This window comes from Pontivivens nitratireducens, from assembly GCF_014235845.1.
Classification (GTDB): domain Bacteria; phylum Pseudomonadota; class Alphaproteobacteria; order Rhodobacterales; family Rhodobacteraceae; genus Pontivivens; species Pontivivens nitratireducens.
Map to the genome: position 1 here is coordinate 242,513 of NZ_JACJUQ010000004.1, position 17,165 is coordinate 259,677.

A 17,165-nucleotide genomic window follows, 5' to 3' on the forward strand; every position below is an offset into this window, starting at 1 on the left:
CCCGCGTTAGGGGCGGATATCCCGGCCCAGTAAAACAGTAGATCGGGGTCGGCGTTCCGGTGCGTCTGCATTACAGGATATAGCTTGGAATGGCTTCGGGTATACACCCAGCCCAACCAGCTTGACCGTGATGAGAACCCCACCCATCGGGCCGGGATAAGCGGATGATTGGCCCGCTTCGATCCGGCACACGTGATGCTGTTCGACACCAGGTCGGCAACCCGGGTTCGGCAGCGACAACTAACGCGGAACGGAACCAATTCACGGCTGCGCTGTTACTTATACAATCGCAACTGAACGGACGGACTGAAAATGGAATTCATTCTTGGAATTATCTGGCTCGGCCTCTGGCTCTGGGCACTGATCAAGATTCTCGGCTCGGGCGCAAGCACGGGCTCAAAGGTGCTCTGGGTTCTTCTGGTTCTGGTGTTGCCGGTCATCGGATTCATCATCTGGTTCTTTGCCGGACCAAAATGACCTAGATCATATACTTACGCTTGGCGCGGCAGGGGAAACCCTCGCCGCGTCTTTCGTTTTGCGGCTCAGAACTCGACGCCGACCTGCGCCTTGATCCCGTCGCGGAACGGATGCTTGATCAGCGACATCTCCGTCACCAGATCGGCGGCCTCGATCAGTTCGGGCTTTGCGTTGCGACCGGTCAGCAGAACATGGGTCATCTGCGGTTTTTGGGTCAGCAGGAATTCGACAACCTCGTTGATGTCCAGATAATCGTAGCGCAGCGCGATATTGATCTCATCCAGCATCACGAACTGGATATCGGGGTTCAGGATCAGCTCCTTCGCCTTGGCCCAGCCTGCTTCGGCCGCCGCGATGTCGCGCGCGCGGTCCTGTGTCTCCCAGGTGAACCCCTCACCCGAGACGATGAACTGGCATTCGTCCGCGAAGCGTTCGCGCAGGAATGTCTTTTCACCCGTGTCCCAGTTGCCCTTGATGAATTGAACGACGGCGCAGGGCATTTCGTGCGCGATGCATCGCATGATCATTCCGAAGCCGGAGGAAGACTTGCCCTTCCCCGGACCTGTATGGACCATGATCAGGCCCTTCTCCTCGGTCTTGGTCTGCATCATCTTGTCACGCGCGGCCTTGATCTTGCGCATCTTCTCCGCATGGCGGGCGTCGGTGTCATCACTCATCGGTGTCTCCTCGCGGCGTCTGGCGACGCATCAGATAAATATCCATGATCCAGCCGTGTTGTGCCCGGGCCGCGGCCCGTGCGGCCATGATCTGCGGTGCGGTCTCGGCCAGGGGGCCGGACAGGTTGATTTCCTGAATCATCCCGGCATAGCCAGACCACCAGATATGCACCCCCTCGGGCGGGATGGACTGAAAACTGCACTGCCCGTCCAGCATTACGGCCAGCGTGTCCACGCCATCGGGCCAGCCGCTATCGCGCAACTGCCGCCCGGTGGTCACCGTGAACGGTGCGCCCAGATCGTTGATCGGAATGCGGTGCGCCGCTGTCAGCGCCTGAAGGCTGGTGATGCCGGGCACCACGCGCACCCTCAACGGCAGGATCTTCGCAACCCGCTCCGCAATCCGCAGCGTGCTGTCATAAAGCGAAGGATCGCCCCAGACCAGAAACGCGACCTTGCCCTGTGGCCCCAGGTTTTCGCGGATTTCCCGCACCCAGATCGCCGCAATCGCATCGTGCCAATCCACGACGCGAGCATGGTAATCCGGCGTCGCCTCGTCCCGTGTCGGCAGGTCGAAGGACACGACCCTCGTTCCTCCGGTCAGGACCGTATCGCAAATCTGCCGTCGGACCCGCGCCAGATCGGATTTGTCCTCGCCCTTGTCCGGGATCAGAATCAGATCCGCATCGTTCAGCAACCGGGTTGCCTGCAAGGTCACATGCTCAGGATTGCCGGTGCCGATACCGATCAGCATCAGGTCGATCATCGCTGACCCCTTATGAAAAACGCGGCCCCCGTGCAGGGACCGCGTTCGCGTACTGGATGGGCTTGGATCAGGCTGCGTTGTGCAGGCGCGGCGTGAACAGCTTGTTGTCGCGCATGGCCTTGGCACCGGCCAGCAATCCCAGATCAAGCAGCGGCTCGATCAGCACGACCGTCATGTAGGCCGCACCGAACGCCATGACGGAGGATACATTCTCCACCCCGAAGCCTTGTCCATAGAACGCCCAGAACGCGACCCAGGCGACCGTGCCGCCCTGGAACGACGCGGACAGCGCCACGACCTGGCGGTAGCTCAAATCGACATAGGCGGTGCCCGGCGCGATAAGGCGGGCGGCGATCGCTTGCAGCGCGAACAGCGGCACCAGCAGTGTGGTGACGTTCATCGCGTATTGCGGCAGGTCGGTCGGCGCCAACAGCATACCTTGCAACAGCAGTCCAAGCGCGAGGCCGATTGCAGCCGGTGCCGCGCCGAGGATCAGGAACAGGCTGGAACCGAGGATGAAGTGAACCTCGGACACGCCAACCGCGAAATGCGGCAGCACCTCGAAGAACACGAAAACCGCGACCGTCGCGACCAGCGCCCGCGCGATCAGCGCCACGGGGCCGCTTTCCAGCAGCGTTTTCCAGGTCAGCTTCGCGGCATAAACACTCGCCCCTGCTGCGGTGGCATAGCTCAGTCCGATCTTGGCGCCATCAACGAGGCCCGGTTCGATATGCATGTAGTTCATCCTTTCAAGACCGTCTCACCCGACGGCGTTTCAGTGCTGGGCCGTGGCCCGGTTTAGCGCCCCCCGGTTCGCCTTGCGAGGGGGATGACGGCAGGTCTCCTGACTTGCGGGTCAACATCCGTCCGAACCTTCCCAGCCCGGGGGCCAGTGGCATTCATCGAACGGACTCTCCGCCTACAGTTGCGGGGGCAGTCCCGGTATTGGCGTGGCTTCGGCACACCGCACCGTGTTCCCTTTTGATCCCGACATCGTGATATCGCCGGGAACCGTCCCTTTCAGTTGCCATGCTGCAAAGCCGTGTGTCAATCGTCGCCTTGGGCCAATGCCCCGAAAAGGATCAGCGCGGGCGTGGTGCTGCTGGTGGCCTCCAGCCGGGTTGCCAGTGCCGCGACACTCATCCGCTCGACGCTCTGCTCCGGTGTGCTGACGGCATGGGCCAGCAGCGCGGGCGTGTCGTCGGGCAGACCGGCATCCATCAATTGACGCGCCAGTTTTGGCCATGTCCGCTTGCCCATGTAGACGACGGTTGTGGCCTGCGGATCGGCGAGGGCGGACATGTTGATATCTTCGGGCAGTGCGCCCGCGATGTCGTGGCCGGTGATGAACTGCACCCGCCGGGCGACCAGTCTGCGCGTCAACGGAATACCGACCGCCGCCGCCGCGGCGGAGGCTGAGGTGACACCTGGAATGATCTCGTACTTTATCGCTGCGGCTCGCAACGCCGTCAGTTCTTCCTCCAACCGGCCAAAGATGCCCGCATCGCCGGATTTCAAGCGCACGACATGCTGGCCCGCCATGGCGTAGTCCACCAGCAGACGGCTGACGTGATCCTGCGAGGGTGAGGCCCGCCCTGCCCGCTTTCCGACGCCCACCAGATCAGCATCCTTGCGCGCATGATCCAGAATCGGCCCGGCGGACAGGTCGTCGAACAGGATCGCGTCTGCCTTGCCCAACCGGTCCACTGCCTTGAGCGTCAGGAGGTCCGGGTCGCCGGGACCGGAGGATACGAAGCTGACGAAACCGCTCATGTCCCCTCCGCCGTGATCAGGTGAAAGAACGTACCGGTGGCATGGTCGCGGCGCGATCCGGTCTCAACCATCGGTTGACCGTTCGCATCGGTCACATCTGCGAGGGGGGCGTCGGGCTGCTCCAGAATCGAGGAATAGTGAAACTCGTGCCCGCGCAACCGCTGCCCGTCGGGCAATGTCGCCATGCGATAGCCCAGATGCATCTTGCGCTTCTCATACGAGGTGACGAGGCCGAGCAGCCCGGCCATCTCGTGCCGCACCCCGTCCTTGTCGATCAACGCTTGGCCCATCGCCATGTAGCCACCGCATTCACCATGCACCGGCCCTGTCCGGGCGAAGTCACGCAAACCCTTCAGATAGGTCCGCGCCGCCGCGATCCGTCCGGCGTGAAGCTCGGGATAGCCGCCGGGCATCCACACGACATCCGCGCTCGGGTCGGGCGCCTGATCGGCAAGGGGTGAGAACGGCAGGATCTCGGCCCCTGCGGCGCGCCAGCCATCCTGAATATGGGGATAGACAAAGGAAAACGCCGCATCCTGCGCCAGCGCTATCCGCTGACCGGGCGGAACGACAGCCGCCAGGGGCGCAGCCTCGGGCATCGGATTGCTCCGCGCCGCCGCCCGCAGCGCCTGCAAATCGAGATTGCCGCGAATGAACGTCGCCGCATCGTTCAGCAAGGTGTCGATGCCCTCATGCTCCAACGCCTGGACAAGGCCGAGGTGACGCTCCGGCATCTCGGTGTGGCTGTTGCGGGGCAACGCGCCGAAGACCTCGATCCCGGCGGCCTCCATCCCCTCGCGGATCAGGCGTTCGTGCCGGGGGCTGGCCACCCGGTTCAGCACCACGCCCGCGAACGGCATGTCCGGGCGCAGGTCGCGAAAGCCCAGCGCCGTCGCTGCCGCCGATTGCGCCTGTCCCGACACGTCGATCACCAGAACCACCGGCCAGCCGTTGCGGGTGGCCATGTCCGCACTGGCACCGGTGCCGGATCGCCCGTTCAGCGGCACACCGTCGAACAATCCCATGGAGCCCTCAGCCAGCACCAGATCGGCACCTGCTGCGCGCGCGCTCAACCCGTCCAGCAAATTGGCATCCATCGACCACGTGTCGAGGTTATAGGACGGTCGCCCCGACGCCGCGTGGTGAAACGCCGGGTCGATATAATCCGGCCCGCTCTTGAACGCCTGCACGGTCAGTCCCGCATCGCGGTAGGCGCGCAGCAAGCCCAGCATCAGCGTCGTCTTGCCCGTCCCCGACGCGGGGGCGGAGATCATCAGACCCGGCTGCATCATTCCGTCCCTTCGGGGAACCGTGGCCGGGTCCCGACAGGCCGGAACCGGCGGTCGTAATCGCCGGCGTAAAGCTGGCTTTCGTCGAAGCCTTCGGCGGCCAGCGCCGGACCGACGAGGATCAGCGCGGTGCGCGCCACCTCCTCACCCACCGATGCCTCGATATTGCCCAGCGTCGCGCGCACGACCCGTTGATCGGGCCAGCTGGCGCGCCAGACCACCGCCACCGGACAGTCAGGGCCGTAGTGAGGGGTCAACTCCTCCACCACACGCGACAAGACATGCACCGACAGGTGGATCGCCAGCGTCGCGCCGGTCTGCGCGAAATTTTCCAGCGTCTCGCCGGAGGGCATCGCGCTCGCTCGGCCCGAGGTGCGCGTCAGCACGACCGATTGCGCCACGCCGGGCAGCGTCAGCTCATTTTCCAACACCGCAGCCGCAGCCGAGAACGCCGGAACCCCCGGTGTCACGTCATAGGGAATGTCCAGCGCGCACAGCCGGCGCAACTGCTCACCCATGGCCGACCAGATCGACAGGTCGCCCGAATGCAGCCGCACCACGTCCAGCCCCTGCGCGTGAGCCGAGGATATTTCCGCGATGATCTCATCCAACGACATCGGCGCGGTGTTCACGATCCGCGCGCCCTCGGGGCAATGCTCCAGCAAGGCCGCGGGCACCAGCGATCCGGCATACAGGCACACCGGGCAGGCCGCGATCAGGTCGCGCCCGCGCAAGGTAATCAGATCGGCGGCCCCCGGCCCCGCGCCTACGAAATGTACGGTCATCCATCCTGTCCTTCCGCTATGGCGGCAGTTGCCATGCCATCCGACGATATCCGCCGGGTTACTATCAGGCGCGCCTGCGGTCCAGCCGCGACCAGCGCCGTTGCCTCCGCCAGGGAGCCTGTTCCGAATTCGGCCAGCACCCGGGCGGAGGTCGTCGAGGTCTCCACCCCTGCCAGTGCAGCCCGTGCCACCCCGATCACCGGCAGACCGGGGATCAGGTCGCGCAGGGCCTCCGCCTTGCGGTCCAGCGTGGCCAGGGCATCCACCTGCGCATTGCCCAGAACGTCATGGATCGCGGCGGCGGTGGCCTCGGCACGAAATCCGATTCCCGCAACTTTCATCCTATGATATTCCTTTCACGACGCTCCACTGCGTGACGGGACGCGCGGCGATCCAGCCGCGCATCCGCCCCAGCGGTTCGGCCTCAGCGATGGAAACCTGCATCAACCGCCCCCCGTGATTGGCGTGCCAGCCAGCCAGCAAGGCCTCCGTTTCCAGAGTGACGCCGTTCATCAGCAGGCGCGCGCCCGTCGGCATCGCGTCCCAGACGGCTTGCAACATCGCCTCACCCGCGCCGCCGCCGATGAACACGGCATCGGGCGTGGGCAGTGCCGCCAACCCTGCGGGCAGCCGCGCGGTGGTCACGCCGATCCGATGATCCAGTCCGAACCGTGCCGCGTTCGCGACGATGTTTTTCGCGCGGTCCGCCCGCATTTCCACCGCCGAGGCGCTGCCGCCCCCCGCCAGACACCACTCCACACTGATGGAGCCGGATCCCGCCCCCAGATCCCACAAATGTTCCCCCGCACGGGGCGTCAGGGTCGAAAGGGTCAACGCCCGGATCGGTTGCTTGGTGATCTGACCGTCGCTTTGGAACAGATCGTCGGGCAGGCCGCAGGTGCGCGGCAGGCCGCGCCCACGCGCCTCAACCGCCACCATAACGGGCGCCCGTACATCCGTCAGATCGAAGGCCTGCGCCGTGCAGGAGCGTACACGTTGCTTCGGACCGCCCATCGCCTCCGCCACGATAACGCGCGAGGCGCCGAAGCCTGCTTCGCACAGATAGGCCACCAGCTCCGCCGGGGCCGCGCCATCGCGCATCGTGCAGATCAGCCGCGCGCCGTCCTGCAACACGGGCCGCAAACGCGCCATCGGGGCCGCGTGCAGGCCGATGCATTGCACCGCCTCCATCCGCCAGCCCAGCGCCGCCGCGACCAGTGCGAAGGTGGACGGCGCGGGATGCGCGACCCATGCGCCGGGGGGCAAGGCCTCCGCCAGCATCGCCCCGGCCCCGAACCAGAACGGGTCGCCCGAGGCCAGTACGACCACCCGCCGATCCTGATGCGCCAGGACCGGCGCGATCGAAAACGGCACCGGCCACGCCGCGCCCCGGGCCCCGGCATCCACCAATTCCAGATGTCGCGGCCCGCCGAATATGATATCGGCTGCGTCCAGGGCCCGAAGGCTCGCCGCGCTCAACCCGTCGCGACCGTCTTCGCCCAATCCGATGATCGTGATGCGGGGATCAGACATGCGCGTACTCCTGCTCGGCGGCACGACCGAGGCCAACCGCATGGCGCAAGCCCTGCACGCGGCGAAGATCGACGCCGTCTATTCCTATGCGGGGCGCACGCGCCATCCTGTCCGCCAACCGATCCCGACCCGTACAGGCGGCTTCGGCGGCATCAACGGTTTGCGCGCCTATCTGGCATCCGAGCGTATCACGCATGTGATCGACGCCACGCACCCCTTCGCCGCGGGGATGAGCCGGAATGCCATCGCCGCCTGCGAGGGACCGCTCTGCGCCCTCGAACGCCCCGCATGGCAAATTGAGGAAACCTGGATCCGTGTGCCTGATATAGAGACTGCGGCCAGCGCCCTGCCCGACCGCGCGGCGCGGGTCTTCCTCGCCATTGGCAAGCAGCATATCGGGCTGTTCGCGGACAGGCCGCACCATTATCTGCTGCGCCTGGTGGACCCGCCCGCCGAACCGTTGCCCCTGCCGCGTGCGAACGTGATCATCGCCAAGGGGCCGTTCGATTACGCCACCGACCTCGCCCTGCTGCGCGACCACGGGATCGAGGTGATCGTCTCGAAAAATTCCGGCAGCGAGGGCGCACGGGCAAAGCTCGACGCGGCCCGCACCCTGAACCTGCCGGTCATCATGATCGACCGGCCAGCGATACCCGCACGCACCGTTTTCGCCACGCAGACCGAGGTTATGCGCTGGCTTACTCATTCAGCGGATCGCGGGGTATAGACGAACCGACCGACGCGGCGCGTATCCCGGTTGCCCACGATGACGACGGTGCGCATGTCCGCCATGTCCGGCGTCGCCTCGTCCAGCGTCACTGTCACGATCCGTTCCTCCTCCGTGCTGACGGCGCGGGCGAAGGAGATCAGCGTGTCACCACCGCATTCCTCACGCAAGATTTCCAGCGCGCGCGCGAACTGATGCGGGCGGCTTTTCGAGCGTGGATTGTAGAACGCCATGGCGAAACCGGCGCCCCCCGCCGCGCGCAACCGCGTTTCGATCAAGGCCCACGGCTTGAGGTTGTCGGACAGGTTGATAGCACAAAAATCATGGCCCAGCGGTGCCCCGATCCGCGCCGCCGCCGCCAGCATGGCGGTGATGCCCGGCAGCACTTGGATATCCAGTTCGCGCCATGCCTCCGGCCCCGCCTCCAACGCCTCGAACAGGGCGGAGGCCATGGCAAAGACGCCCGGATCGCCTGACGACACCACGACGACGCGCCGGCCCTGCGCCGCCATATCCAGCGCATGGGCGGCCCGGTCCAGTTCCACCCGGTTGTCACTTTCATGCAGGGTCAGCCCGTCGCGCGGCGCGATCCGGCGTACATAGGGGATATAGCCCACCACGTCCGTCGCCTGCGCCAAGGCATCCCGCACCTGCGAGGTTATGAGCGCCTCGTCCCCCGGTCCCAGACCCGCGATCACAACCCAACCTTGCGTCGGGGCGTTCATGGTCTGCGCCCCTGTCCATGCACGACGACGATGGCGAAATAGGGCACCTCACCGTCGAAATCGGTCAGCTTCATCACTTTCTGCCCCGGCATCGTGCCACGCTCGACCAGCCAGGCGCGATCCAGCTTTCCGGCGCGCTGCAAGGCGCTGCGCACGCGCGGCAGGTTGCGCCCGATCTTCATGAAGACCAGCGCGTCCGACCCCTCGGCCCGCGATGCCAGCTCATCCTCGGGCAAGGTGGCCATCAGAACCGTCAGCACGTCGTCGCCCCAGGTGATCGGCTGATCCGTCGCGGTCCAGCAGCCGGACATGCCGGTGATGCCCGGCACGACCTCGACCTCCACCCGCCCTTGCAAGCGGGAGTGCAGGTGCATGAACGAGCCGTAGAAGAACGGATCGCCTTCGCACAGAACGATCACGTCACCGCGCGCCGCAACATCGGCCAGCCGGTCCGCCCAGTCGTCGTAGAAAGCGGCCAGAACCGCCCGATATTCAGTGGAGCCGAAATGCAGTTCCGTCGTCACCGGGTATTCCATGGGATATTCCGTCACGCTGTCCGTCAGCATCCCCTCGACAATCCGGCGCGCCTGCCCCGCGCGGCCCTCCTTGCGGAAATACGCCACATGCGCCGCACCCCGGATCAAACGGTCCGAGCGGACGCTCATCAAATCGGGGTTGCCGGGGCCCAGACCCGTGCAGATTACCTTGCCCATGCTCTCACTCCTTGCGGCTGGCCAGCGCGTTGATCGCCGCCACCGTTATGGCCGATCCGCCCAGCCGCCCCATGACCGCAACACTGGGCACAGGGGGGGCCGCCATCAGGGCGGCCTTTGATTCCATCGCTCCGACAAATCCGACAGGGCAGCCGATGATGGCCGCCGGACGTGGGCAATCCGGATCCTCCAGCATGTTGAGCAGATGGAACAGGGCCGTCGGCGCATTGCCGATCGCCACCAGCGCCCCGGCCAGATGCGGTCGCCACAGTTCCAGCGCCGCAGCGGAGCGTGTGTTGCCCATCGCCTTGGCCATATCGGGCACGCGCGGATCGCGCAGGGTGCAGATCACCTCGTTTTCGGCGGGCAAGCGCGTGCGCGTCACCCCCTCGCTGACCATATGGGCATCGCACAGGATCGGGGCGCCAGCCTCCAACGCGGCGCGCGCGACGACGGGCATGTCGCTGGAAAAGGCGATGTGCTCCTCCAGCCCGACCATGCCGGCGGCGTGGATCATGCGCACGGCAACGACCTCCTCCTCGGCGGTGAAGCGCGACAGGTTCGCCTCACGCCGGATCGTAGCGAAGGATTCCAGATAGATGGCCGCGCCATCGGTCACATAGGTATGGGGCATGGTCAGCCTTCGAATAATTCGTGGGGTGCCGCGATCAGCGCGCACGGGTCGAGGTCTGATCGCACCGGCACGTCACCGGCACAACCGTTTCGGATCAGAACGAAGCGTCCGCCGGGCTGCCCGGTCAGGGTATAATCCTGCGGACGCGGATGGGCGCAGCCCTTGGCACAGCCTGAAACGTGCAGGCCTTTGCCGTGGGGCAGCGCGCCTGCGAGGGCCTTGGCCACCTCGCGCGTCGCGACCAGACCCTGCGCGCAATCCGGCGCACCCGGACAGGCGGAGACCCGCAGGACCGGATCATCGGGGCGCAGAATATCGGGGTGATCCGGGACCATGCCCCCCTCCACCAACAGCATTCGCCACGGGGTCAGGCGCACGGCGCCAAGCGCGGCCAGAACCTCCGCCCGAATCCGCCCGAAGGCAAAGCCCGCCAGCCCCGTCCTATCGACCGTACCAGCCGGGCGCGCCACAGCCCCCGTGAACCGATGCGGAAGCGGTCGCACCAGCCGGGCCATGCGCTTTTCCGTGCCGGTCCGGAACCACCGTGCCATGTCCAGCGCGACGGTGACGGCGGTGTCGACGTTGACCGCACAGCCCTCGCCCGCGCCATCGGCGCGGCAAATCAGACCATCGCGTCCACGCTCGATCCGAATATCGGCGGAGGTCTCACGCAGCAGTGGTGCCGCACCGCAATCCACGGCGAACCCGAACTTTCCGGGCAGGTCCAGATCGACCGCGTCAACCAAGGCCGCTTGCAGATCGCGCGCGATCCTCTGCGTCAGGTCCCCGGTTGTCCAAAACGGCGAGATCACCAGGTTACGCCGCGACTCGGCCGCCGGGTCCGGATCCAGCAGGTCCAGGTCGCGCAAGCCGTCCTGAACGTCACCCAGCGCGGGTTCCGCAACACCGCGCAGTTGCAGATTGGCCCGCGCCGACAGGTCGATCAGCCCACTCCCGAACCGCGCGGACAGGGCTGCTACTCCGCTGGCCTGCCGCATGCTCAACCGACCCATGGGGGGGCGTATGCGCACCAGATATCCGTCGCCCGACATCATCGGGCGCAGCGCGCCGGGGCACCATCCCTTGACGATCGGGCTTGCGGTTTGCGGCGTCATCACGACAACTCCGCCAGAACCGAGTTGCGCCGCGTCACCCACAGACCCGCCGCATGCAGGGCCGCGAACCGCGCCCGCAATGCGGCCAGGGCCGCCGGGTTTTCCCGCTCCATGAACGCGACCACTTCGTCGCGCCCCAGCGTGGCATCGAAATAGGCGTCGAACAGGTGCCCGGGCACGACCTGCGCCAGATGCGCGAAGGCCGCCATGTTGTCGAGAGTGGCCGCAACCTCCGCCGCGCCGCGAAATCCGTGGCGCATCATGCCGTCCGCCCATGCCGGGTTCGCGGCCCGCGCCCGGACGACTCGGGCGATTTCCTCGGGCAGGGTGCGCGCGCGGGGGCTGTCCATCCGCGTGCTGTCCATGTGGTACAGCGCCGGGGGCGCGTGGCCCAGCGCCGCCAGCGCTGCGGCGAAGCCCGCCTCGTGACTCGCGTAATCCTCGGCCAGCAGAACATCCGTTTCGGCCAGATCCTGCACATGCACGAAGGCATCCGCCGCCCCCAGCCGCGCCTGCAATGCCGCGCGATCCCGTGTGGCATCGCCCTTGGCGTCGATCGCCCATTCGGAGGCGCTCAACCACGCCTCACCCGCCCGGGTGCGGGCGTCGTCGGTATAGATGTCGAGGTCCGCCCCCATGGCCAGGCCGAACTGCCCCGGCTTCGGGCCGAAGACACGCGGCGTGCGGGCCAGATAGGGGTTGTCCTGCGCCGTCTCGTCCCGATCGGCCAGAGCATCTGCCGCCAGCTCGAACATCTGCGCCAGCCCGGGAAACACGTCCCTGAACAGGCCGCTGACACGCAGGGTCACGTCGATGCGGGGCCGGTTCAGCAGGACCAGCGGCACGATCTCGAACCCGCTGACACGTTCGGACCCGTCATCCCAGATCGGGGCGAGACCGGCCAGATGCAGCGCCATGGCAAATTCCTCACCCGCTGTGCGCATCGTGGCGGACCCCCACAGATCGACGACCAGCCCGCGCGGCCAGTCGCCATGGTCCTGCAAGTGTCGCCGCAGCAATTCCTCGGCCAGCTTGACGCCCTGCGCATGTGCGGCCCGCGACGGGACCGCGCGCGGATCGGTGGTGAACAGGTTGCGCCCGGTCGGCATCACGTCGCCCCGTCCGCGATAGGGGGAGCCTGACGGCCCTGCCGGCACTCGCCTTCCGTCCAGCGCGGCGTGCAGCCCTGCCATTTCCGCCGCGCCGCATTGACCGGAGCCATAGACGTGCAGGCCGTCACCGAACTGGCTTTCCTTGATATCGCAGACGAAGCGGTCGATGCGGGTGATCGCCTCAGCCATCGAGGCGTCGGGCGTCAGGCCCAGATCCTCCTCAACCCCGCGCGCGCGGGCCTCATCCCGGATCGCGCCGATCAACCGGTCGCGTCGCGCCGGGTCCAGACCGTCGGCGGTAGAATATTCGTCCAGCAACTGTTCCAGCCGGCTCAGCACATCGGGCACAGCGGACTCGGCCATCGGCGGCGGCAGATGCCCCAAGGTGACCGCCCCGATCCGCCGCTTGGCCTGCGCGGCCTCACCCGGATCATTGACGATGAACGGATAGATGGTCGGTGTCGGGCCGCTGAGCACTTCTGGCCAGCACGCCTGTGACAGGGCAACGGACTTGCCCGGCAACCATTCCAGCGTGCCATGCGCGCCGACATGGATCAGCGCGTGCAGACCGCGCGCCCGCAGCATCAGATAGAACGCGACATAGGCGTGCCGGGGTGTGCGAGCCAGATCGTGATAATCATCATCGCGTTGCGCCACCGTGCCGCGTTCCGGCTGCAAGGCGATCAGGGCGTTACCCGCCGTGACGGCACGGAAACGGAACATGCCGCCGGTCACATCCGGGTCATCCTCGACCGCGCCCCATGCTTGTAGCAGATCCTCTTGCAGCGCGTCGGGCAAGGTTTCCAGCGCTGTCACGTAATCGGCGACCGGCCATTCGATGACCTGCGTTTCCAGCGCGCGGCCCAGATCCTGCGGCACATCGACGGTGTAGCCCTTGGCGGCCAGATCGGCCAGCATCGCGACGCTCGATTGCAGCGGGTCCAGCCCGACCGCATGCGCCAGATTGTAGTCGCGCCCCGGATAGGTGGACAGCACGACAGCCAGCCGCCGATCCGCCACGGGGGCCTGCGCCAGTCGGTGCCACGCCGCCACCTTGTCCGCCGCCGCCGCGATCATGTCCACCTGCGGGCGGTGGCCGAAGTGGGCGAATTGCAGATCGGGGTCTTTCCTGCCCGGCTCCTTGAAGCTGACCAGCCCGGCGAACAGCCGTCCGTCAACCTCGGGCAGGACCACATGCATGGCCAGATCGGCGGGCGACAGCCCCCGGTCGCCCAGCGCCCAATCCTTGCGCCGCGCCGTGGACAGCGACACCTGAAAGACCGGCACCTGCGCCACATCCAGCGGCGATGCGGCCCCACCTGCCCCCTGCGCGGAAAACGCTGTCGCATTGACGATGGCGACCGGTTGCAGCCGTTTCAGCTGACCCGTGAGCCATTCCGCCGCCTCTGGCTGTTTCAGGCTGGGCGCGAAGGCACCTACAGCCGCAAATCCCCGATCGCGCAAGGCCGCGATCAGCGCATCCACCGGGCCGGTATCCGCCGCCGTCAGATAGCTGCGGTAGAAGCTGACGACGACCAGGGGCGCATCCTGCGGCACCTGTGCGATCACGCCATCCTCGGGAGTATAGAATCCGAAATCCGGCACGGATTTCTGCCCGATCACCGGCCCGGCATACAGACCCGCCGCCAGCGCCATCTGTGCCAGCGCCGCCTGTGCCGCGGCAGCCCCGCCCGCATCGCACAGATGCTGCAAACGGCGCAGCGTGCTGACCGGTACGGTGGACAACTCGTCCAACTGCGTATCCTCTCGCCCGTCCGCCGGCAGGATCGCCAGCGCGATCCCCTTGCGACGGGCCAGATCCTGCACCTGCATCAGGCCATAGGACCAGTAGCCCGCGCCGCCGATCAGACGGATCAGGATGCCTTTCGCGGCCTGCAACGTGTTCTCCACGTAAGTATCGACGGACAGCGGATGTTTCAGGGCCACCAGATTGACCAGCCGCAAACCGGGCAAGCCGCCCCTGGCCCGATGCCATCCCGCCGCGAAGGCCCCCAGATCGGAATCCGAAAACGACATCGCCACCAGATCGGCGGGCGTCTGCCCGACATCGAACGGCGTGTCGCCCTGATCCAGTCCGTGGCTCTCGCGGAAGATGACGTGCATCGTGCGTCAGCCCCCCAGCGCGGCACGAATGGCAGGGGGGTCGATCCGGTCATGCTCGGCGATCACCACCAGCGAGGAGACGCGCGGCCGACCGCCCCACGGGGTGTCGTACTGCATCCGCACCCGGTCACCCACGGCCTGTACCAGCATCCGCATGGGCTTCCCCTCGACCGCGATGTAGCCCTTGACCCGCAGTACATCATGCGACCGGGCCAAGCCCTCGATCGCAGATTTCAGCGTGTCGGTATCTGCGATTTCCGGCAGGTCCACCATGATGGTGTCGAAATCGTCATGCTCATGGTCGTCATGGCCGTCGTGATGCGAGGGGCGCGCATCCAGATCATCCTCCGCTGCGGCCTCCAACCCCAGGATCACGCGCGGATCCACGTCGCCCTCGCTTATAGCCACGACCGATACCTTGCGCGGGGATTCGGCGGCGATCACGTCGCGGGCCTTTTGCATCTGCGCCTCATCGACCAGATCGGCCTTGGTCAGCAGGATAATGTCGGCGCATGAAATCTGATCCTCGAACACCTCGGACAAGGGCGTGTCGTGATCGAGCGAATCATCCGCGAGACGTTGCGCCTCCACCGCCTCGACGTTCGGAGCGAAACGACCGGCGGCGACAGCCTCCGCATCGGCCAGCGCGACCACACCGTCCACGGTGATGCGCGACCGGATCGCCGGCCATTCGAAGGCCTTGAGCAAGGGCTTGGGCAGGGCCAGACCGCTGGTCTCAATCACGATGTGATCGGGCTTTTGCGGCAGGGCCATCAGCGCCTCGATCGTGGGAATGAAATCATCGGCAACCGTGCAGCAGATGCAGCCATTGGCCAGCTCGACGATGTTTTCCTCAGGGCAGTTTTCGTCGGCACAGGCCTTCAGAATCTCCCCATCCACGCCGACAGTGCCGAATTCGTTGACCAGAACGGCCAGACGCCGCCCCTGCGGGTTTTGCATCAGATGCCGGATCAGCGTCGTCTTGCCCGAGCCGAGGAAGCCGGTGATGACGGTCACGGGGATTTTGTTCAGGTCGGTCATGTTCACTCCTGCGGCGGAACGCGCGCGATGGATTGCTTGCGGAAAATTTGCGGACGCGACCGCCATGGCACGAGGCCATCCTCGCTCGCGGCATAGGCACTGGCCCCTTCGACGATCTGTGCCACATGCTCGGCCGGGTCGAGACGGCCGTAAACATAGGTCCAGCGGCCCGGCGCGGCCAATGCGATGGCGCAGCCGGTATTGCAGGCCGACAGACATTCGACCGGGCGCAGCTCGATATTTTCGGGCAGGGTTTCGGCGGCCAGCGCGTCCATCAGCACGGCACCGGGGCGCGGGGCCTCGGGGTCGTATTCTCCGACACCCTTGCAGGTCGTACATACCATCAGAACGGTCTTTACCATCGCACCAGCCTTACCTTACGCGGACGGCGGGGAGGAGTGCCAGCGAACAGGCGGGGAAACGCAGCCTGCACATGCCAGTCACGAAACACCCCGTTCGCCGGTTACATCTCTTGCTGGCAGGTCTCCCGGCTTGCGAAGTTCGGAGGGGGTCCCCCGGCGGCCCCTCCCCTTCCCAACCTTGCGGTCAGTGGCGTGAGGGACCTCTTCGGTCACGGTCGCGGGGGCGGCTGTGCTTGCAGTCTGATGACCGTGCACATTCCCTTTTCACCCGCCGGATGGCGGGAACCAACGCCACACACTTGCGGCGCGATACGGCGGATTGTCAAGAAAGATCGGGGGGAACGTCGCGCATCACGTCGGCGCTCCAAATTCCCTACCACGCTAACAATGTAAGTAGGAAAATTTGGAGCGGGCGAGGCGATTCGAACGCCCGACTTCAACCTTGGCAAGGTTGCGCTCTACCCCTGAGCTACGCCCGCATCCTTGGGTGGGGCGATGTATAAAGATTCGTGCGGAGGCCGCAAGCGGAAAATCGTGGTTTTTTCATATTCCGCGAACCGGTTTTCACCCACCTTCGCACGCGCCATTCGCACCTGTCGCAAGCCGATACCTTGCGCCTGTCCGCTCAGCCGCTAACTTGCCCGCGCCAACCGTGGCGCCCCCCCATCGGGGCGACCACATCACCGCGCAAGGGAGGACCGACATGCCACAAGCGCAAACCGAAACCGATCTTGTCGAACTGCTGGATGAACTGAACATCCCCTTCACGCTGACACGGCACGAGGCGCTGTTCACCGTCGAGCAAAGTCAGGCTGCCGTCCGCGACACCCCCGGCGCGCATTGCAAGAACATGTTCCTGAAATCCAAATCCGGCGCGCTGATCCTGGTCACCTGCGAGGAAAACCGCCGCATCCGCATCCGCGATCTGGAACGCGCCATCGGGGTAAAGAAGCTCAGCTTCGCCAGGCCCGACCTGCTGCTGACCCATCTGGGCGTCACACCCGGCGCGGTCACGCCGCTGTCGGTGGTGAACGATACGCAGAACGCTGTACGGATCGTTCTGGATGCCCAGATGATGAACAGCGACACACTTCACTGCCACCCGTTGCACAACGAGGCGACCATCGCCATTTCCACAACAGATCTGATACGCGTCTTCGACCATACCGGCCATATGGCGGAACTGGTCGATTTCGACGCACTGGAACAGGCCGCCCTGACCGCGACGTCAGGACTGGCCGCTAACGCGAATTGACGCATCTGCCGCGGCAATACTGCCGTATATGCGCAGATATGATATAAGAGAGAGATG

The 17,165-nt window shown here is 65.8% G+C and carries 18 protein-coding genes, 1 tRNA gene and 2 riboswitches; of the genes, 3 read left to right on the forward strand and 16 right to left on the reverse strand.

Annotated elements, in window-relative coordinates:
* The first annotated feature begins 312 nt into the window (after positions 1-312).
* Positions 313-477 (forward strand): PLDc N-terminal domain-containing protein, encoded by a 165-nt coding sequence (locus H1S03_RS07050; RefSeq protein WP_185803785.1) that lies wholly within the window; start codon positions 313-315, stop codon positions 475-477.
* A gap of 65 nt (positions 478-542) precedes the next feature.
* Here the strand turns inward: H1S03_RS07050 and cobO are convergent, their stop codons facing one another.
* The 8 genes from cobO to cbiE form a co-directional block, all read right to left on the reverse strand.
* Positions 543-1,154 (reverse strand): cob(I)yrinic acid a,c-diamide adenosyltransferase, encoded by a 612-nt coding sequence (cobO, locus tag H1S03_RS07055; RefSeq protein WP_185803786.1) that lies wholly within the window; start codon positions 1,152-1,154, stop codon positions 543-545.
* Entirely contained in the window at positions 1,147-1,920 is a 774-nt protein-coding gene (cobF, locus tag H1S03_RS07060) for a precorrin-6A synthase (deacetylating) (RefSeq protein ID WP_185803787.1), read from the reverse strand. The genes cobO and cobF overlap by 8 nt, the downstream gene beginning before the upstream one ends.
* A gap of 67 nt (positions 1,921-1,987) precedes the next feature.
* The gene (locus H1S03_RS07065) at positions 1,988-2,656 is read right to left on the reverse strand and encodes an energy-coupling factor ABC transporter permease (protein WP_185803788.1); all 669 of its coding nucleotides are present in this window, start codon (positions 2,654-2,656) and stop codon (positions 1,988-1,990) included.
* Between the two features lie 81 nt (positions 2,657-2,737).
* A riboswitch (cobalamin riboswitch) is annotated at positions 2,738-2,951 on the reverse strand.
* A 16-nt stretch (positions 2,952-2,967) separates the two neighbouring features.
* Positions 2,968-3,693 carry a uroporphyrinogen-III C-methyltransferase gene (gene cobA, locus H1S03_RS07070; RefSeq protein WP_185803789.1) on the reverse strand — a complete coding sequence of 242 codons (726 nt, stop codon included), beginning with the start codon at positions 3,691-3,693 and terminating at the stop codon, positions 2,968-2,970.
* Entirely contained in the window at positions 3,690-4,985 is a 1,296-nt protein-coding gene (locus tag H1S03_RS07075; RefSeq protein WP_221892619.1) for a cobyrinic acid a,c-diamide synthase CobB, read from the reverse strand. The genes cobA and H1S03_RS07075 overlap by 4 nt, the downstream gene beginning before the upstream one ends.
* Complete coding sequence (gene cobM, locus H1S03_RS07080) at positions 4,982-5,767, reverse strand: precorrin-4 C(11)-methyltransferase (RefSeq protein ID WP_185803791.1); 786 nt, start codon at positions 5,765-5,767, stop codon at positions 4,982-4,984. Before cobM ends, H1S03_RS07075 begins: the two co-directional genes overlap by 4 nt.
* Positions 5,764-6,108: a cobalamin biosynthesis protein gene (locus H1S03_RS07085; RefSeq protein ID WP_185803792.1), complete on the reverse strand. Its 345-nt coding sequence runs from the start codon at positions 6,106-6,108 to the stop codon at positions 5,764-5,766. The genes cobM and H1S03_RS07085 overlap by 4 nt, the downstream gene beginning before the upstream one ends.
* Position 6,109: 1 nt before the next feature.
* Positions 6,110-7,300: a precorrin-6y C5,15-methyltransferase (decarboxylating) subunit CbiE gene (gene cbiE, locus H1S03_RS07090; protein ID WP_185803793.1), complete on the reverse strand. Its 1,191-nt coding sequence runs from the start codon at positions 7,298-7,300 to the stop codon at positions 6,110-6,112.
* On the opposite strand from cbiE, the gene H1S03_RS07095 reads away from it, so the two are divergent.
* A complete protein-coding gene (locus tag H1S03_RS07095) occupies positions 7,299-8,027 on the forward strand; it encodes a cobalt-precorrin-6A reductase (protein ID WP_185803794.1) in 729 nt (242 codons plus the stop codon). The two genes, cbiE and H1S03_RS07095, sit on opposite strands and share 2 nt — an antisense overlap.
* Here the strand turns inward: H1S03_RS07095 and cobJ are convergent.
* The 8 genes from cobJ to H1S03_RS07135 form a co-directional block, all read right to left on the reverse strand.
* Positions 8,003-8,752, reverse strand: coding sequence for a precorrin-3B C(17)-methyltransferase (cobJ, locus tag H1S03_RS07100; RefSeq protein WP_185803795.1), 750 nt, complete (start codon positions 8,750-8,752; stop codon positions 8,003-8,005). The two genes, H1S03_RS07095 and cobJ, sit on opposite strands and share 25 nt — an antisense overlap.
* A complete protein-coding gene (gene cobI / locus H1S03_RS07105; protein ID WP_185803796.1) occupies positions 8,749-9,465 on the reverse strand; it encodes a precorrin-2 C(20)-methyltransferase in 717 nt (238 codons plus the stop codon). The genes cobJ and cobI overlap by 4 nt, the downstream gene beginning before the upstream one ends.
* Positions 9,466-9,469: 4 nt before the next feature.
* Positions 9,470-10,099 (reverse strand): precorrin-8X methylmutase, encoded by a 630-nt coding sequence (locus tag H1S03_RS07110; protein WP_185803797.1) that lies wholly within the window; start codon positions 10,097-10,099, stop codon positions 9,470-9,472.
* A gap of 2 nt (positions 10,100-10,101) precedes the next feature.
* Complete coding sequence (locus H1S03_RS07115; protein WP_185803798.1) at positions 10,102-11,214, reverse strand: precorrin-3B synthase; 1,113 nt, start codon at positions 11,212-11,214, stop codon at positions 10,102-10,104.
* On the reverse strand, positions 11,214-14,450 hold the full coding sequence (cobN, locus tag H1S03_RS07120) for a cobaltochelatase subunit CobN (RefSeq protein WP_185803799.1): 3,237 nt from the start codon (positions 14,448-14,450) through the stop codon (positions 11,214-11,216). The genes H1S03_RS07115 and cobN overlap by 1 nt, the downstream gene beginning before the upstream one ends.
* Before the next feature lie 6 nt (positions 14,451-14,456).
* On the reverse strand, positions 14,457-15,491 hold the full coding sequence (gene cobW, locus H1S03_RS07125; RefSeq protein WP_185803800.1) for a cobalamin biosynthesis protein CobW: 1,035 nt from the start codon (positions 15,489-15,491) through the stop codon (positions 14,457-14,459).
* 2 nt (positions 15,492-15,493) lie between these two features.
* Complete coding sequence (locus H1S03_RS07130; RefSeq protein WP_166189391.1) at positions 15,494-15,853, reverse strand: DUF1636 domain-containing protein; 360 nt, start codon at positions 15,851-15,853, stop codon at positions 15,494-15,496.
* A 98-nt stretch (positions 15,854-15,951) separates the two neighbouring features.
* Positions 15,952-16,158: riboswitch (cobalamin riboswitch) on the reverse strand.
* A 99-nt stretch (positions 16,159-16,257) separates the two neighbouring features.
* Positions 16,258-16,332, reverse strand: a tRNA-Gly gene (locus tag H1S03_RS07135).
* A gap of 224 nt (positions 16,333-16,556) precedes the next feature.
* Between H1S03_RS07135 and H1S03_RS07140 the strand changes: the two genes are divergently transcribed.
* A complete protein-coding gene (locus H1S03_RS07140) occupies positions 16,557-17,108 on the forward strand; it encodes a prolyl-tRNA synthetase associated domain-containing protein (protein WP_185803801.1) in 552 nt (183 codons plus the stop codon).
* The last annotated feature ends 57 nt before the right edge of the window (positions 17,109-17,165 follow it).

Coding starts and splice junctions, on each gene's coding strand:
- H1S03_RS07050 (WP_185803785.1), top strand. CDS start 313: ATGGAATTCATTCTTGGAATTATCTGGCTCGGCCTCTGGCTCTGGGCA.
- cobO (WP_185803786.1), bottom strand. CDS start 1,154: ATGAGTGATGACACCGACGCCCGCCATGCGGAGAAGATGCGCAAGATC.
- cobF (WP_185803787.1), bottom strand. CDS start 1,920: ATGATCGACCTGATGCTGATCGGTATCGGCACCGGCAATCCTGAGCAT.
- H1S03_RS07065 (WP_185803788.1), bottom strand. CDS start 2,656: ATGCATATCGAACCGGGCCTCGTTGATGGCGCCAAGATCGGACTGAGC.
- cobA (WP_185803789.1), bottom strand. CDS start 3,693: ATGAGCGGTTTCGTCAGCTTCGTATCCTCCGGTCCCGGCGACCCGGAC.
- H1S03_RS07075 (WP_221892619.1), bottom strand. CDS start 4,985: ATGATGCAGCCGGGTCTGATGATCTCCGCCCCCGCGTCGGGGACGGGC.
- cobM (WP_185803791.1), bottom strand. CDS start 5,767: ATGACCGTACATTTCGTAGGCGCGGGGCCGGGGGCCGCCGATCTGATT.
- H1S03_RS07085 (WP_185803792.1), bottom strand. CDS start 6,108: ATGAAAGTTGCGGGAATCGGATTTCGTGCCGAGGCCACCGCCGCCGCG.
- H1S03_RS07095 (WP_185803794.1), top strand. CDS start 7,299: ATGCGCGTACTCCTGCTCGGCGGCACGACCGAGGCCAACCGCATGGCG.
- cbiE (WP_185803793.1), bottom strand. CDS start 7,300: ATGTCTGATCCCCGCATCACGATCATCGGATTGGGCGAAGACGGTCGC.
- cobJ (WP_185803795.1), bottom strand. CDS start 8,752: ATGAACGCCCCGACGCAAGGTTGGGTTGTGATCGCGGGTCTGGGACCG.
- cobI (WP_185803796.1), bottom strand. CDS start 9,465: ATGGGCAAGGTAATCTGCACGGGTCTGGGCCCCGGCAACCCCGATTTG.
- H1S03_RS07110 (WP_185803797.1), bottom strand. CDS start 10,099: ATGCCCCATACCTATGTGACCGATGGCGCGGCCATCTATCTGGAATCC.
- H1S03_RS07115 (WP_185803798.1), bottom strand. CDS start 11,214: ATGACGCCGCAAACCGCAAGCCCGATCGTCAAGGGATGGTGCCCCGGC.
- cobN (WP_185803799.1), bottom strand. CDS start 14,450: ATGCACGTCATCTTCCGCGAGAGCCACGGACTGGATCAGGGCGACACG.
- cobW (WP_185803800.1), bottom strand. CDS start 15,491: ATGACCGACCTGAACAAAATCCCCGTGACCGTCATCACCGGCTTCCTC.
- H1S03_RS07130 (WP_166189391.1), bottom strand. CDS start 15,853: ATGGTAAAGACCGTTCTGATGGTATGTACGACCTGCAAGGGTGTCGGA.
- H1S03_RS07140 (WP_185803801.1), top strand. CDS start 16,557: ATGCCACAAGCGCAAACCGAAACCGATCTTGTCGAACTGCTGGATGAA.